Here is a 15,967-nt window from a genome sequence, read left to right as displayed (position 1 = left end):
CCTTGGACACCGATCACCGGGTTAGCGCCCATGTCTGACGGGATCCAGATCGCCGCAGCCGCAACTGACCCGTCCCCGCGGACGGTGGCGCCGGCGGACCGACGGCGCCGTCCGCTGATCCGCTCGCTGCGCCTGCTCGGCGGCTTGTTCTTCCAACTTGTCCTGGTGGTGCTGGTGGTGTTGCTGCTGGTGCTCGGCACCCAGCCGGGCCTGCGTGCCGCGCTCGGGCTCGCCCAGGATCTGGCCACCGGCGTGATCCGTGTCGGCAAGGTGGAGGGTCGGGTCCTGGGGCGGCTGCATCTGGAGGATCTGGAGGTGCATCTCACCGACCTGGATCTGCGGTTGGGCAGTCTCGATCTGGACTGGTCGCCGCTGAGCGTTTTCGGCGGCACCTTGCGGGTCGCCCGGCTGGTGGCGCGCGACCTGGATATCGTCACCGTCCCCGGCCAGGAGCGGGAGCCACAACCGATTGCGTTGCCGCAGATTGGCCTGCCGATTCGGATCGCGATCGACGAGGTCCTGGTGGAGCGGCTGCGGGTGCTGCAGCGGGGGAGCGCGGTGCCTGTTTTTGTCGTGGACCGCGCCCTGCTGGCAGGGGGGCTCGCGGGCAGTGACTTGGACCTCCTGCGGTTGGAACTCGACCTGCCGGAACCCCGGCTCGCGGCGCGTGTCGAGGGCCGGATGGAATTGCGGGACGCGTATCCACTGGACTTGCGCCTGGACTGGGATCTGAGCCTGGCGCCGACGGCGCGGATCAAGGGTCGGGGCCAGCTCAGCGGCGACTTCAAGCGGCTGGTCATGCTGGTCGACCTGGACGGCTCTGCGCAGGTCGAACTGGATGCCCAGGTCCAGGATTTGCTCGGGCGGCCGAACTGGGAGGGCCTGCTCCAGATCAAGGACGTGCGGGTGCCGGACTTTCAGGCGGGAGCCCCGGAGGTGGCGGTGCGCGGGCGCCTGGAGACCCGCGGTGACCTGGATGCCGCGACCCTGACCGGCACGCTGGAGGCCCAGGCGCTGAACCTGCCTGACTTCGGCCGACTCCAGATGGAACTGGACGCAGTCTGGAAAAACCGGGCGCTGGCGCTGCGCACGCTGCAACTGCATGAGTCGGTTTCCGGGGCGGTGTTCAAGGCCGCGGGTGGCCTGGACCTCAAACCGAACCCCGGCAGCTTCCAGCTCAAGGGTGCTTGGGAGCGGCTGCGCTGGCCGCTCTCCGGCACTTTGGTAGCCGCGGCCCCGCGCGGCCGGTTGGACGCATCAGGCACCTTCGATGCCTATGACTACGCCGTCGCGGCCGCGGCCGAAGGCCCCGGGTTCCCGGCGACCGAACTCGACCTCAAGGGCAGCGGGACCGCCGCGGGCACCCGCATCGCCGCATTAGTGCTGAAGACCCTGGGCGGCACCCTGGAGGTCAGCGGCGACCTCGCCTGGGCACCTGCGCTCGCCTGGGACCTGAAGCTGCGCGGCCAGGACCTGAACCCGGCCGGCCTGGCTCCGGGGCTGGATGACCGGATCAGTCTCGCACTGGATAGCAAAGGCGGGCTCAACCGTTTCGGCTATGACCTGCTGGCCAGTTCCCAGGGGCCAGGGCTGCCGCCCGCGCGGCTGTCCGTCGGCGGCACGGGCGATGGTCAGGGCACCGTGATCGAGACCCTGCGGTTGGATGCCCTGCAGGGCCGCATCGAGGGCCGCGCCCGCGTCGGCTGGGATCCCCAGGTCACCTGGGAGGCGGATCTGACGGCCGGCGGGATCAATCCCGGCGCCTATGCGTCCGCGTGGCCGGGCCGCATCGACGGCCGGATCAGGGCGCAGGGCACCCTGGAGGCCAAGGGGCCAAACCTCACGGCGGCGCTGGAGGGCGTGCAGGGCAATCTGCGGGGTTATCCCATCGCCGCGACCGGCCAGGTCAGCATGGCCGCGGGGACGTTGCGCGTGGCGGGCTTCACCGCGTCCTCGGGTCCCAGCATGGCGCGGGTTGACGGCACCGTGGCGGGCGAGACACTCGACCTGCGTTTCGAACTCGCCTCGCCGGATCTGGCCAGTCTGCTGCCGCAGGCCAAGGGCAGCTTCCAGGCCAAGGGCCAGGTCGCGGGGACGGTGCAGGCCCCGCGGGTGCGGATGGACCTGAGCGCCAAGGACGTCGAAGCGGCTGGCCAGCGCATGGCCGGTTTGACCGGGAACCTGGATTTGGCATTGACCCCCACGGGTCCGCTCAAAATCGAACTCGATGGAACCGGCCTGGCGGTTGGGGCCTTGCGGTGGGACAGTCTCAAGGTGCGCGGCGACGGTAGCATGCCGAGCCATCGCCTGAGCGTCGTCTTGACGGGCGAGCCGCTGGCGGTCCGGCTGGAGGCCGTGGGCGGACTCAAGGACCAGGGTGCCTACCAGGGGGCGCTGACCCGGCTCGATCTGGACAATCAGCCCTATGGCAACTGGCGTTTGCAGAAGACCATGCCGGTTGTGCTCGCCGGCCCCAGGATCGCTGCCGGACCTCTGTGTCTGCGCAACGGCAAGGGTTCGGGGGGCTGTGTCGGCTTTAACCAGACCGCGGCGGGCCAGTGGACGGCGGATATCGATCTGGACAAGCTCGGGTTCGAGCTGTTCGAGGGCCTGTTGTCCGCGAACCAGAGCGCCGAGGGCGCGGCGCAGATCAAGGGCCGTTTCCAGGCTTCGGGTCCGGTACTGACCGGCAATCTGGTCGCTGCGGTTCCCGACGGGCGCATCCGCCTGATCCTGGGCGCAGCCCGATCGGAGGTGCTGGATTTCTCCAAGACCCGCCTGACCCTGGACGCGGGAACCAAGGGTCTGGGTGGGCGTCTCGCGCTGCCGCTCAAGGGGTTGGGCGAGGTCAGCGCGTCGGCGGAGTTGCCGGGCTGGCGGCTGGACCATCCGGCGCGTCCGGATCAGCCGCTGCGCGGCGGCCTCAAGGCCAAGATTGACGGGCTGGCGCGCCTGGCCCGGTTGGTGCCGGACCTGACCGGCGTGAGCGGGAGCATCGCTGCTGATCTGACGTTGGGTGGAACCCTCGGCAAACCCGGGGTCAAAGGGGACGCGGCACTGCGCAAGTTCGGCGCCGAGGTGCCGCTGATCGGGCTCAAGGTCGCCGATCTGAACATCAATCTCCTGGCTCCGACCATGGATCGCATCGATCTTCAGGGTCAGGGGCAGATCGGCGGTGGACGGCTGGAGCTGAGCGGTGATGCGCGGCTGGGCCCCATGGGTCTGGCCGGCCGCTTCCTGATCGCGGGTGATCGGCTCAAGGTGGCCGACACCAAAGAGTATTTCGCCCTGGTTTCGCCGCGTATCCAGGTCGATCTGACACCGCCGGGCGCCCGCGTCTCGGGTGAGATCAGTGTCCCCGAGGCGCGTATCCGGCCGCGCGCCATCCCGGCGGGCACGGTCTCGGCGTCACCGGATGTGGTGTTGGTCGATCAGGCCGGTACTGCAAAGCCACCGTTTCCGATCGACATCGATCTGCGTCTGAAGCTCGGCGACAACGTGACGCTCGACGCCTTTGGGGTGCGCGGTCGGCTGGCCGGCGACCTGCGGGTGGTGCAGGCCCCGGGCAAGGAGATGCTGGGGGATGGCCAACTGGCGATCGTGGACGGGATCTACCGTTTCTCCGCCGGGTTCGGTCTGGGCGCCGAAATCGGCGCCCCCCTGACGATCGAGCAGGGGCGGTTGGTCTATGCCATGACGCCCATCGGCAATCCGGGTCTGCTGCTCCAGGCCCAGCGCGAGAGCGGCAGCGCCAGCGCCGGCGTGCGGGTTCTCGGGAACATCCGCAAGCCGAAACTCGCCTTCTTCTCGGACAGTAATCCGAACCTGAGCCAGGCGGAGATCACCAAGTACCTGTTGACCGGGATCGCACCCCGCAGCGATTCGGGTCCGGAGGACCAGTCGGTGTCGGTCGGGACCTATGTGGCGCCCAAGCTGTTCGTGGAATACGAGAGCGGTATCGGCGACCGCAAGGACGCGGTGAAGCTACGCTATGACTGGAGCCGCAATATCGAACTTCAGACCGAGACCGGCGAAAATCCGGGCGGGGATATTTTCTACAAGTTTGAGCGTTAAACCGCGCCCAGCGCGGTATGCGATGTTTTTGGATGGGATCGGCCCCGGCGAACTCGACGATTACTGAAGCTGGCGCGGTTTACATTTCTAGAAAATATATAATTTTAAGCCGCATCGCAACCGAGGCTGGTGAAATCCCCAAGGCCAACAACACCATGAAAAATACGTTTTTCGCGCTGATCGCGGTTTAGGCAAACGACAACGACCGAGAAACCAAAGGCGCTCCCGAATGGATGTGCATCGCTTATTCCTGAACGGTTCCCAAACGCGACAGAGTGACTTATCGTGTCGGCGCCGAGTGTGCGTTGGCTTGGTGCTGAGTCTGCTGCTCGGCAGCGCGGCGGCGGGGGAGGGCGCCACCGCCGGGGCGCTGATCGGTTTCGACCTGAATCGGTTGAACGCGTCCGGGCTCCAGGGTCCGCCCGCTGGCCTGCGCGCCCTGGACTATGAGTTCTGCATTCCGGATGGCCCCGAGTACCGCGCTGCGGTGGCCGCCATCGACCCCAGCGCCCGCTTCCATCCGGGCAGTCGCGGGCGCATCGGCTGCACGTCCGGCCAGATCCTGGTGCTCGGCAATACCCATCAGGACCGGTTTCGGGAGATACTCCACGCCCTTGCCGGGCTGCCCTATGTGGCGCGGATCGACGAGGCCATGTTCGAATAAGAGTTTGCAACGACGCTGTTCAGATGTCAGGTACGCACGCGATAGGTGATGGCAACGGACTCTGGCACCCCCGCCACTGGCCGAGTTGGCTGGTGGTCGGTCTCGTCTATGCGCTGGGGCGCCTGCCGTTCCCGCTGCTCTGGGCCCTGGGCCAGGGCTTTGGGCGGCTCGGGTATTTGCTTGCGCCGGATCGACGCGAGGTGGCACGGCGCAATCTGGCGCTCTGTCTCGCCGCTGCCGCGCCCACGGAGCGCGAGCGCGTGCTGCGCGCCCATTTCGGCTGGCTCGGGGTCGCGGCCCTGAGTCAGGGGGTCGGGTGGGGCATCTCGCGGGCGCGCCTGGGACGACTGGTGCACGTCCGCAACCGCGAGTGCATCGACGCCTGCATCGCCGCCGGGCGACCGGTGATCGTGCTGGTCCCGCACTTCGTGGGCCTGGAACTGGGCGGGGCGGCTTTTACCGGCTTGGTTCATTCCGGGGTCTACATGTATCAGAAGATCCGCGATCCGGTGGTGGATTGGCAGGTCAAACGGGCGCGGCGCCAGTACGGCAGTGTCTCGATCGAGCGCAGCGATGACTTGCGCGGTCTGCTGCGCGTCATCAAACAGGGGATTCCTTTCTTTTACCTGCCGGATCAGGATGCCGGGCGTCGTGGTCTGTTCGTGCCCTTCTGCGGGGTGGCGGCTTCGACGATCCCGATGCTTGGACGCTTCGCCGCCATGAGCGGCGCCCTGGTGATCCCGACTTTCGCGCGCTATCTGCCCTGGGGCCAGGGGCTGGAACTGATCTTCGATCCGCCCCTCACGCCCTTCCCGAGTGGTGACCCGCAGGCCGATGCCGCCCGGATGAACCAGGTGATCGAGGCGCGGATTCACACCATGCCGGAGCAATATTTTTGGGTGCATCGCCGCTTCAAGACCCGCCCGCCGGGCGAGCCGCCGATTTATCCGCCGAAACAACGGCGCCGCTGAGTCAGGACGTCCCCCCAGGCGAGTCGCGGCAGCCTCCTGACGGCGCTGCGGCGACGCTGCGACTCGGCCGGCCGCGGGATTGGGCCATTGGCGCCGGACTGCTCGCCGCGCTGATCGCCGCGGTCCATTACACCGTCGGCTGGGGGCCGCTGCTCGCCCCTTGGCGCGCCTTCTCCCCGACGCTGATCGCCTGGCTCGTCCTGCTCGCGGCACTGAGCTATGGCGTGCGGGCGGTGCGCGTGTCCGCCTGGTTCAGTCCGCGGTTCCGCGGCCGGTTCATGCCGCTGCTGCGGCTCACCATCCTGCACAATGCGGCCAACAATCTGCTGCCGATGCGCACCGGAGAACTGGTCTTCCCCTGGCTGATGCGCCGCTATTTCGGCTTCGGCGTCCTGGACGCCGGTGCCGCGCTCCTGTGGATCCGCATCCTGGACATGCACTTCCTGGGTCTGATCGGCATCCTGATTCTGTATTTGCGCGATCCCGGCTGGTTCTGGTGGGCGGCCGGTCTGGCCTGGATCGGCGCACTGTCGCTGCTCGTCCTGATCAGCCGCGCGGGGACCTCGCCGCGGCTCGCCGGGGGCGGGCGCGCCAGGCAGTTGGTGCGCACGGTCGCCACCGCGGCCCCGCGCGACCCCTGGCGGATCGTGCGGGTCTATCTGTGGACGGCGGTCACCTGGACGCTGAAGTTCATCGCCTTCGCCAGCGTGCTGGCGCATTTCGTTCCGGTCGATTTCTGGCGGGTCATGGCCGGCGTCATGGGGGCCGAACTGTCGAGCGTCCTGCCCTTCCACGGCATCGCCGGCAGCGGCAGCTATGAACTGGCCGCGGTCGCGGCCCTGGTCCCCCTGGGGGTGGACCCCCGCGTCGCGCTTGCCGGAGCGGTCAACCTGCACCTGTTCGTGCTCGGCACGACCTTGCTGCTGGGCGGGTTGGCTTTTTTGCTGCCGCGGTCGGCGGGTGTGCGTTAGCAACCTCGATCGTCGCGGTCGCCTTAGTCCGGCGGCACCGGGCGGCTCACCGCCAGCGGCAGCCCCGCCGCTTCCCAACCGGTGACGCCGTCGGGGTACCAGTAGACCGCGGTGTAGCCCGCGGCAGCCAGCCGCTTGGCGGCGTTCCAGGACATCCAGCAGTCGGCACGGCAATAGACGATCAGTCGGTGGCCGTGGTCACCCCCGGTCAGACGTTCCAGATTGCGTTGCCAGTAAGCGGTGAGCGCGTCGGAGAGTCGGCCATAGCCGATGTTGGGGAGCCATACCGAGCCTGGGATGTTGAGCCGCGGCGGCGGCAGCCAGAGGTCGGTCGGCCCCAGACCGGCGGGCTTTGGCGGCGCGGGCATGACATCGATCAGGGTGACATGACCGTGCTCGCGCAGGGCCGCGACCTCCCCGGTGTTTACGGTCGTGGCGCCGGGGGCGGTGGCAGGGACGGACGCGATAAACTGGTCGACGCGGTAACCGTCCGCGTCGAAGAGCGGGGCGGGCTCAGCGGTGCGGCACGGAGCGGTAGGCAGGGCGATCAGCCCCATCACCAGGAGCCGGCGGGCGAGGCAATTGATCGGGTGGCGGACCCGGTGGGAGCAGCCTGCGAGCGGGGGGGCGCGACGCGGGCCTGCGCCCAGGGTGCGACCTGTAAACACCGTTGCCGCCGCTGGCTTCGCGCTGATCTGCATCGCGGCTGCAAGCCGCTCCCACGGGAGCGATCTAAGCACCACGTGGGTTATCACGGTGCGATCAGTTGATCATTCATGTCCAGCAACGGTACACCGTAACTTTGAAGGATCGTCAGGATTTGGGGCGCGAGCCGTTCCAACAGCGCGTTCAACTCGTGTTTCCAGGCTGTTTCACGAGGACGGATGCCCAGAGAAATGCTGAAGGCCAGCGGGATACCATCCTCTTCCGCGGGCAGCGGCACCAGGGTCAGGGGGACAGGCTGCTTCCGCGCTGCATCGCCCGCAATCGGTCCCCAGATAACCGCCAAATCCAACTGACCCCGGGCGACGTCTTCCACGGCATCACGGGCGGGGGCGTAGAGTCGGGTGTCGACGGCCCGTTCATAAGAGCGGGTCTGCCCCAGCAGGTCGTAACGCGTGAGCAGGCTGACGGGCGGAGTTCCGGCCACGACTCCGATGCGCAGGCCCTTAGCGGCGGGATCCTTGAGACTCTGGAGGTTGAGACCGGCGTCGCGCCGATAGACCAGGGTGTAGACGGACCTGTAATAGGGATTAGTATTCTGGACCAGATCATTGACCGTGCTGATCCCCATGATCAGGTCGCACAAGCGGGTCTGGAGCGTATTGCGGACGAATCCCACGGTTTGGGGCCACCAACGGTAATGCAGCGGGCGGTCCAACCCGGCGGCGATCAGCTCGGCGATCTTGTTCTCAAATCCTTCCAGTTGCTGGTTGGAGAAAGGCAGGTTGTTGGGGTCTCCACAGACCGTCAGATACTGGCCGGAACGGGCTTCGTGATCGGTTGCCCCCAGAACCGGCGAACCCGTAACAAGGATCGCCAGAGGTGCAAGATAGCAGAGTGCACGCAGTGCGCCGAACCAGTGATGGCATGGCGCGGGGGTGCGTTTCAAGAGACAGCAGTACCCGGTGTCCATCCGTCTAGGGCTTGGCGGGAGTCGCCGCCGAGGCTTGGGCCGCGGGTGCTGGTGCCGCCGGCTTCGGGTCCGGTTTGGCCTTCGGGAAATTGGCCGGGCGGGCGACGTCGATGACCCCGTCGGAGCGCGCCTTCAGGTAGGCGTAGATGTCGCTCATGTAGGGCAGCACGTTCTGGTTGCTGGCGAAGGAGGGCATGACCCGGTTGTCGAGACCTTTGCGGCCCTGGATGACCACGGTCACGAACTGATCGAAATTCAGTACCTTCATTGAGTTCATCAAAGCGGGCGCATAGGCGCTGCCCATGCCGGCGGGTCCGTGACAGACGTGGCATTCCGAGTGGTACCGGCGGAAGCCGTTATAGGTCCCGAAGTCGACCTTCCCGTCCTGAAAAAAATAGGGGTGGTCGGCGGAGAACTTGAATGCCTTGTAATCGGCCGTCGCGGCATTGGCGGGCGGGGAGTCCGCGGCGTAAAGGGCGCTGGCGCCCGCGAGTGTGAGCGTGGTGAGGAGTGTGAGGCTCAAAGCCTTCCGGTTACCCATGGCGTGTCTCATGGCAGGTCTCGATGCTGGATGCGGTGGGCCGCGATGGCCCGACGCCAAGATGCCGCCCCTTGGGCAGCCGACTTGAATGGCGCCGCTCGGATGGCCGCATCCCCGGCTGGCCCAGGGAGCGGCCGTTCAGGTCAGTTCGGCAGCGAGAACACCGTAAGTTGACCGCCCAATTGGGTGTAGTCGCTCAATGAGGCATAGGCACCCACGGCACCGAGACCGGCGGTGGGATCGGTCAGGCCGGCGGCCATCCCGATGCCGGCCCAGCCACCCAGACCAGACAGGACGGCGAGATACTGCTTGCCATTGTGGGTATAGGTATGGACATTGCCGATGATGCCGGACGGGGTCTTGAACTTATAGAGTTGCTTCCCTGTCTTGGCGTCGACGGCTTTCAAATAGCCTTCCAGGGTGCCGTAGAAGACCACGTCACCGGCGGTGGCCAGGGCCCCGCCCCACACCGAGAACTGCTCGGGGTCCGACCAGACGATCTTGCCCTTGTCTGCGTCCCAGGCGATGAAGTTACCCAGGGTGGTGCCGCCGGGGGCCGGATACATGGTCAGGGTGGCGCCTACGTAGGGTTGGCCCGCGGTGTAGGAGACCTTGAACGGCTCATAGTCCATGCAGACGTGATTGGTGGGGACATAGAACAGACCGGTGCGCGGAGAGTAGGCGGACGGCTGCTGGTCCTTGCTGCCCAGGGCGGCCGGGCAGACCCCGGTGGTGTTCACGTCCTCACCATTGTGGTCGGTAGAGTATTTGGCGACGACCTGCGGCCGTCCGGTCGCCATATCCACGTGGGTCGCCCAGTTCACGGCCGGGTCGAACTTCTCGGCTACCAGCAGTTCGCCGGTGACGCGGTCCAGGGTGTAGCCGAAGCCGTTGCGGTCGAAGTGGACCAGGGCCTTGCGCGGCTTACCCTTGATCTCCTTATCGACCAAGACCATCTCGTTGATGCCGTCATAGTCCCATTCGTCATGGGGGGTCATCTGATAGACCCATTTCGTCATGCCGGTATCGGCATCGCGCGCCCAAATGGTCATTGACCAGCGGTTATCGCCGGGGCGCTGTGCCGGGTTCCAGGTGCTGGGGTTGCCGGAGCCGTAATAGATCAGGTTAAGCGCTGGATCATAGGAGTACCAGCCCCAAGTCGTCCCGCCGCCGATCTTCCACTGGTCACCCTCCCAGGTCGCGGTGCCGGAGTCCTTGCCGACCGGTTTGCCGAGATGGGTGGTCTTTTCCGGGTCCATCAGGGTGTCGGCGTCGGGACCCATGGAATAGCCGCGCCACACCAGCTTGCCGTCGTTGATGTTGTAGGCCGTCAGGTAGCCGCGCACACCGAATTCGCCGCCGCTGATGCCGACGTAGACCATATCTTTGACGACCATGGGCGCGGCGGTGGAGGTGGAGCCCTTGCTGGGGTCACCATTCACCACTGACCAGACCTTGGCGCCGGTCTTTGCGTCGAGTGCCACCAGGGTCGTGTCGGCCTGGGAGAGGAAGATCTTGCCGTCGGCATAGGCAAGCCCACGATTGACGGTATCGCAACACATCACCGGGATGACACTGCTGTCCTGGCGGGGTTCATACTTCCAGAGAATTTTGCCCTCGTTGTTCAGATCCAGCGCAAAGACCTTGTTGGGGAAGGGGGTGTGGACGTACATCACGTCGCCCAAGACCAGTGGGCCGCCCTCATGGCCGCGCAGAACGCCGGTCGAGAAGGTCCAGGCGACTTGCAGATCCTTGACGTTGCCCGCGTTGATCTGATCGAGTGCGCTGTAGCGCGTGCTGGAGTAGTTTCCGGACGGCATCACCCATTGATTCGGATCCTGTTGCAACTCGATGAGACCTGAGTTGGCGACGCTGGATGCGGTGTAGGTCACTGCGGCGGCTACCGCGACGGCTAGGATGGAATGCTTTATCGGTTGCATGTTTCCAAGACCTCCTCGATCTGGGATTGTGATTATCAGGACAGGGACGCGGCCTCAAGGCAGACTGCTGACGGTGCCGCTGCGCTCGGCTCAAGGGCGCGCTCAATGGCGTGCGGGTTTAGGTTGAGGTGGCTCCACCAGATCAGCAAACCCTGTGCCAGGGTCGCGTCCGTACGCAGGCGTTGCCTCTTTCCGGTCGGGGAATGGTCAGGACGCAGGATTTGGGCCGGTCGGGGGCTGCCCGCGCTGGTCCGAAACCCCAGCGCCATGGTGTCTTACTTGGACTGTCGGTCATCCCCAGCACTCGGCCTCGTTCCCTCATCGGATGGGTCGGCGACGGGTCCGTCATGGCGTTGCGCCCCGGCTGTGCGCTCCAGGTGTCACGCCTGTGTCAGTGCTGGGACACTCTGTGCGTCCCAGCGTTCGTGAGCGTAGTTCGTTAACGTGATCCGGGAGTTGTACCATGCGCGTGCTCTATCCGCCGACCGAACCCTATGCGGCGCGGCACCTGGTCCTTGGGGACGGACAGCGACTTTATGTGGAGGAATGCGGGCGGGTCGACGGTTGCCCGGTGGTCTTCCTCCATGGCGGTCCGGGGTCTGGGTGCCAACCGGATCACCGGCGCTATTTCGATCCGGACCACTACCGCATCGTGCTGGTCGATCAACGGGGCAGCGGGCGCTCGACCCCCGTGGGCGGCATCGCGCAGAACAACACCCGGAATTTGATTGAGGACCTGGAGACCATCCGAACGGGGTTGAGGATCAACCGCTGGCTGCTGTTCGGCGGGTCCTGGGGTGCGACCCTGGCCTTGGTCTACGCGCAGACCCACCCGCAGCGGGTGATGGGGTTGGTCTTGCGCGGGACCTTTCTGGCCCGGCAGCGGGATCTGGACTGGTTCTTCGGGCCGAATGGGGTCGCGCGACTGCTTCCGGATGCTTGGCGGGACTTCTGTGATCAAGTCCCCAAGGCGGCGCGCACCGGCCTGCCGATGGCCTATCATCGCCTGGTCCGTTCCAGGGACGCGGCGCTGGCGTCAGCGGCGGCCTTGGCCTGGTCGGCGTGGGAGGAGCGGGTGTTGACCTGGCAGCGGCCGTTCGTCCCGGCGGTGTCGACCGCGCCGGTCGTTGCCGCGCAGGTCCTGGCCAAGGTGCGTATCGCGACCCACTACGCGCGCCACCGCTATTTCCTTCAGGATAATGAGATCATCGAGCACGCCGAACGGCTGCCGACAGTACCCACCACCATCGTGCACGGGCGGCTGGACCTGGTCTGTCCCCTCGAGGGTGCCTGGACCTTGCACCAGGCGCTGCCGGGTTCACGGCTGCTCTTGGTCGAAGATGCGGGGCACCTGATCTCGGACCCTGCGATGATCGACGCCCTGGTCGGCGAGACGGATCGGCTAAGGGCCTGTCGCGTGTGTTAGGCCGGATTCATCAATCAGGCGCCGCGATGCCCATCTGCCGCTTGGAGTTGCGGAAGTTACGGTAGATCAAGGGGGCCACGGCTCCCGTCTGGGTCTCGCCGATGGCCTGGACCTGCTGTTGGAGTGCGGCATGATGGGGTGATTTGGAGCAGACCGGGTCAGCATTGGCGGGGTCGCCGGTGAGCAGATAGGCTTGGCAGCGGCAGCCGCCGAAGTCGCGGGTCTGCTCCGGGCAGGTGCGGCAGGGCTCCTTCATCCACTCAAAGCCGCGGAACCGGTTGAAGTCCGGTGACGCGTTCCAGATCCAGGCGAGATCATGCTGGCGTACGTTGGGAAAGCTCAGCCCCGGAAGGCTGCCGGCGGCATGGCATGGGAGGGCGGTGCCATCCGGGGCGACGGTGAGAAAGATCGCCCCCCAGCCTTTCATGCACGCCTTGGGGCGGTCCTCGTAATAGTCGGGAACGACATAGAGGGTCTTCATCCGGCCTTTGAGCTTTTCCTGATAGCGATGTGCGGTCGCCTCGGCATGCGCGACCTGCTCACGAGTCGGGAACAACTGGTCCCGATTGAGCATGGCCCAGCCGTAGTATTGGGTGGTGGCCAGTTCCACATAGTCGGCCTGGAGCGCATGGGCCAGATCGAGAATCTGTTCGACGTGGTCCGTGTTGTGTCGGTGCAGGACGAAACACAGCACCATGGGATAGCCATAGTGCTTGACCAGCCGGGCCATTTCCAGCTTGTGCTTGAATGAGTCGTTACCGGCGATGAAGTTGTTCAACTCCTCGCTGCTGGCCTGGAAACTGATCTGGATATGGTCGAGCCCGGCCTCCTTGAAGCCGCGAATGCGCCGCTCGTCCATGCCCACACCGGACGTGAGCAGGTTGGTGTAGAAGCCCAGCGCGTGGGCCGCGGCGATCAGCTCTTCCAGGTCCTGGCGCACCAGGGCCTCGCCGCCGGAGAGACCGAGCTGCACCGCCCCCAGGGCGCGCGCCTCACGGAAGACCCGTACCCATTCCGCCGTGCTCAATTCGTCCTGGTAGCGGGCGATGTCGAGGGGATTGGAGCAGTAGGGGCATTGGAGCGGGCAGCGGTAAGTGAGTTCCGCCAGAAGCCAAAGCGGCTTAGGCAGGGTCGATACGGAGCCATTGGTTGTCATGGGCAGTCTTCAGAAATTGGCGGCAGTCGTCGGGCAGGGTGGGGGCCGCGGGGAAGCGGACGCTCAAGTCATGGATAATCTGTGCGATCGAGCGCACCCCGTCGCAGCACTTGAGGATCTCACCGGCCGGGCCATTGAGCTTGACCATGCCTTCCGGGTAGAGCAGGACATGACAGCCCTGGGCCTCTTCCCACTGGAGGCGGAACATCGGTGACAGGCGCGGCACCGTGTCCGGGCTGATGATCGGCTCCGGGGCACTCATGGCCGACCGCCGACATTGTGGTAGGGCGGGCGCTTGGCGACATAGGCGACCCACATGCAGTCGAGCATAGTCCACAGGACATCCAGTTTGAACTGGAGAACCTCCAGCATCCGCTCCTGCTGCTCACGGGTGCGGTAGTAGTCGAGTGTAATCGCGAGTCCATGTTCGACGTCCCGACGCGCCTCGGCGAGCCGCTTGCGGAAATAGGCATAGCCCTGAGGCTCGATCCAGGGATAGTGTCCCGGCCAGGAATCCAGGCGCGCCTGATGGATGGTTGGGGCGAAGAGCTCCGTCAGTGACGAGCTGGCGGCGATTTCCCAGGGTTGGCGGCGCGCGAAGTCCACATAAGCGTCCACGGCGAACCGGACCCCGGGCAGCAGATGTTTGTTCGACAACAGATCCTCGCGGGTCAGTCCGACTGCCTCACCCAATTGCAGCCAGGCTTCGATGCCGCCCTCATCCCCGTGGGTGCCGTCGTGATCGATGATGCGCTGGACCCACAGCCGACGGGCGTCCCGATCCGGGCAATTGGCCATGATTGCCGCGTCCTTGAGCGGAATCGATGTCTGATAATAGAAGCGATTGGCCACCCAGCCCTGGATCACGGGCTTGTCGACCTGGCCCGAGTTCATCAGCACATGGAGTTCGTGATGAATATGGTAATAGCGCTCCTTGTCCCGTAAGCGCTGCTCAAATTCTGTCCTGCTCCAGGGGGTCGCGGTATCGGTCTCCATCAGCACTCCAGGGTGTGCGTTCATGTGTTGAAAAACATGTGTTTATCGGGTTACAGCGTGATCTCCATCCCGTCGAAGGCGACCTCGATGTCGGCCTGCTCCAGGGTGCGGCGCTCGCGGGACTCCTCGTCCAGGATGGGGTTGGTGTTGTTGATATGGATGAGGATCTTACGTGGCCGGGCCAGGCGGCTCAGATGCTCCATGAGACCGCCGCGGCCGGATTGGTCAAGGTGGCCCATGGCACTGCCGAGTTTATCCCCGATCCCGCATTCGATCATCTCGTCGTCGCGCCACAGGGTGCCGTCCACCAGCAGACAATCCGCCGCCTCCATATAGGCAAGGACCGACGCGTCGATACGCCCTAACCCCGGCGCGTAGAAGAGCGTCCGGCCGGTCCGCTCGTCGCGTACGCGGACGCCGATATTGTCCCCAGGGACCGTATTGTGGCGATGGGGTGAGTAGGGTGGTGCCTCGCTTTTCAGGGGGACGGCGGTAAAGACGAGTCCCGCGGCGCCGGGAATTGTGAAATCCGACTGATCGGTCAGCACCTCGTGCCAGTTTATCCCGCGGAAGTGCCCGAGGATGTTGAAGATCGGGAACCCGGTGGTCAGGTCCTGCCGAACCGCCGCGGTGCAGTAGATGTCCCACGGGGCGGTGTGCTCGCGCAGCATCAGGAGTCCGGTCGTGTGGTCGATCTGCGCATCGACCAGCAGGATCGCGCGGATGGCCGTGTCCCGGACCTGGCGTCCTGGCTGTAAGGATGGGAATGCCGCCAACTGGGCGCGGATGTCCGGGGAGGCATTGAACAGGATCCAATCCCCTCCATCGGCGCTGACAGCGATCGAGGATTGGGTACGCGCGGTGGCTTTGATTCGACCGGAGCGGACGCCGGAACAATTGGGGCAGTTGCAATTCCACTGCGGGAAGCCGCCGCCCGCGCCGGACCCGAGAACGCGAATATACATACTAACTGCTTGGGTTAAGTCGAGCTGGGGTTGCCAAATGCGGGGGTGGGTGCGCCCCGGCCGGCAGCTGGCCGGCTCAGGGCGCTTGTGCCTCAATCTTTAGGTTAACCGGTTTACCGGTTGTTGATATACAGGTTGATCTCGAAGCCCAGACGCAGATCCTCGAACGCGGGGGTTGACCAGGTCATGTTGGCTGTCGCCTCCTCGATGGAATTGATGGGACCATTTCGACGTGCAGCCGATCCCTAACGTGGAATCGGCCCGCCAGAGTTGCGTGTTGTCCGCAACTTGGTGAGATGAAGTCAAGCAAAGCACGTGCCATTGCCCGAGGTGGTGATCTGGCCTGCCCGGGTACACCGGACGCCAGCCCGTAACGCGTGCACGGCCGCGTGCGGCTGGTCGGTCGGCGCTTGGCGGCGATCGGGTCGGACTGCGTGTGCCTGTGCCAGCGCTGGGACACTGTGCCCCTATCGTGCCACTGCGGATGCCGCAGCAAGACATTGCTGCCGGGTCGGCACACGGACCTAGGCTCAGTCGTATTTGACGTACTTGAATCGCGGGTCATCTGGGGTGCTCTCCAAGGCGCTGTCCGCATGACCGTCTGCTCGATCTTGCGGGCCACCTCGA

At 65.5% G+C, this 15,967-nt stretch carries 14 protein-coding genes; 5 read left to right on the top strand and 9 right to left on the bottom strand.

Features of this window, described 5'->3' with window-relative positions; all coding sequences use genetic code 11:
* Nucleotides 1-30 precede the first annotated feature (30 nt).
* From QZY03_RS15785 to QZY03_RS15770, 4 genes are all read left to right on the top strand, one after another.
* Complete coding sequence (locus QZY03_RS15785; protein WP_295582674.1) at nt 31-4,074, top strand: translocation/assembly module TamB domain-containing protein; 4,044 nt, start codon at nt 31-33, stop codon at nt 4,072-4,074.
* A 298-nt stretch (nt 4,075-4,372) separates the two neighbouring features.
* A complete protein-coding gene (locus tag QZY03_RS15780) occupies nt 4,373-4,738 on the top strand; it encodes a hypothetical protein (RefSeq protein WP_295582672.1) in 366 nt (121 codons plus the stop codon).
* Nucleotides 4,739-4,761: 23 nt separating this feature from the next.
* Nucleotides 4,762-5,709, top strand: a complete 948-nt coding sequence (locus tag QZY03_RS15775) for a lipid A biosynthesis acyltransferase (protein ID WP_295582670.1) — start codon at nt 4,762-4,764, stop codon at nt 5,707-5,709.
* Between the two features lie 56 nt (nt 5,710-5,765).
* A complete protein-coding gene (locus QZY03_RS15770) occupies nt 5,766-6,680 on the top strand; it encodes a lysylphosphatidylglycerol synthase transmembrane domain-containing protein (protein ID WP_295582789.1) in 915 nt (304 codons plus the stop codon).
* A gap of 23 nt (nt 6,681-6,703) precedes the next feature.
* On the opposite strand, the gene QZY03_RS15765 is transcribed toward QZY03_RS15770, so the two are convergent.
* The 4 genes from QZY03_RS15765 to xoxF5 form a co-directional block, all read right to left on the bottom strand.
* Nucleotides 6,704-7,381 (bottom strand): PQQ-dependent catabolism-associated CXXCW motif protein, encoded by a 678-nt coding sequence (locus tag QZY03_RS15765; protein ID WP_295582668.1) that lies wholly within the window; start codon nt 7,379-7,381, stop codon nt 6,704-6,706.
* 50 nt (nt 7,382-7,431) lie between these two features.
* A complete protein-coding gene (locus QZY03_RS15760; RefSeq protein ID WP_295582667.1) occupies nt 7,432-8,292 on the bottom strand; it encodes a quinoprotein dehydrogenase-associated putative ABC transporter substrate-binding protein in 861 nt (286 codons plus the stop codon).
* A gap of 28 nt (nt 8,293-8,320) precedes the next feature.
* Entirely contained in the window at nt 8,321-8,857 is a 537-nt protein-coding gene (locus QZY03_RS15755) for a hypothetical protein (protein ID WP_295582665.1), read from the bottom strand.
* Between the two features lie 143 nt (nt 8,858-9,000).
* Nucleotides 9,001-10,797, bottom strand: a complete 1,797-nt coding sequence (xoxF5, locus tag QZY03_RS15750) for a lanthanide-dependent methanol dehydrogenase XoxF5 (RefSeq protein ID WP_295582663.1) — start codon at nt 10,795-10,797, stop codon at nt 9,001-9,003.
* A 463-nt stretch (nt 10,798-11,260) separates the two neighbouring features.
* Here xoxF5 and pip point away from each other — a divergent pair, with 463 nt between their 5' ends.
* On the top strand, nt 11,261-12,223 hold the full coding sequence (gene pip, locus QZY03_RS15745; RefSeq protein ID WP_295582661.1) for a prolyl aminopeptidase: 963 nt from the start codon (nt 11,261-11,263) through the stop codon (nt 12,221-12,223).
* Between the two features lie 10 nt (nt 12,224-12,233).
* Here the strand turns inward: pip and pqqE are convergent, their stop codons facing one another.
* From pqqE to pqqA, 5 genes are all read right to left on the bottom strand, one after another.
* Complete coding sequence (gene pqqE, locus QZY03_RS15740) at nt 12,234-13,379, bottom strand: pyrroloquinoline quinone biosynthesis protein PqqE (protein WP_295582659.1); 1,146 nt, start codon at nt 13,377-13,379, stop codon at nt 12,234-12,236.
* The gene (pqqD, locus tag QZY03_RS15735) at nt 13,345-13,641 is read right to left on the bottom strand and encodes a pyrroloquinoline quinone biosynthesis peptide chaperone PqqD (protein ID WP_295582657.1); all 297 of its coding nucleotides are present in this window, start codon (nt 13,639-13,641) and stop codon (nt 13,345-13,347) included. Before pqqD ends, pqqE begins: the two co-directional genes overlap by 35 nt.
* A complete protein-coding gene (pqqC, locus tag QZY03_RS15730; RefSeq protein WP_295582655.1) occupies nt 13,638-14,399 on the bottom strand; it encodes a pyrroloquinoline-quinone synthase PqqC in 762 nt (253 codons plus the stop codon). Before pqqC ends, pqqD begins: the two co-directional genes overlap by 4 nt.
* A gap of 26 nt (nt 14,400-14,425) precedes the next feature.
* Nucleotides 14,426-15,340: a pyrroloquinoline quinone biosynthesis protein PqqB gene (gene pqqB, locus QZY03_RS15725; protein WP_295582653.1), complete on the bottom strand. Its 915-nt coding sequence runs from the start codon at nt 15,338-15,340 to the stop codon at nt 14,426-14,428.
* Between the two features lie 113 nt (nt 15,341-15,453).
* Entirely contained in the window at nt 15,454-15,528 is a 75-nt protein-coding gene (gene pqqA, locus QZY03_RS32135; protein WP_363168448.1) for a pyrroloquinoline quinone precursor peptide PqqA, read from the bottom strand.
* Nucleotides 15,529-15,967 lie beyond the last annotated feature (439 nt).

The organism is uncultured Lamprocystis sp., from assembly GCF_903933125.1.
Lineage (GTDB): Bacteria > Pseudomonadota > Gammaproteobacteria > Chromatiales > Chromatiaceae > Thiodictyon.
The sequence above is the reverse complement of the archived record's forward strand: the minus strand, read 5'-3'. Positions and strand labels throughout refer to the sequence as shown.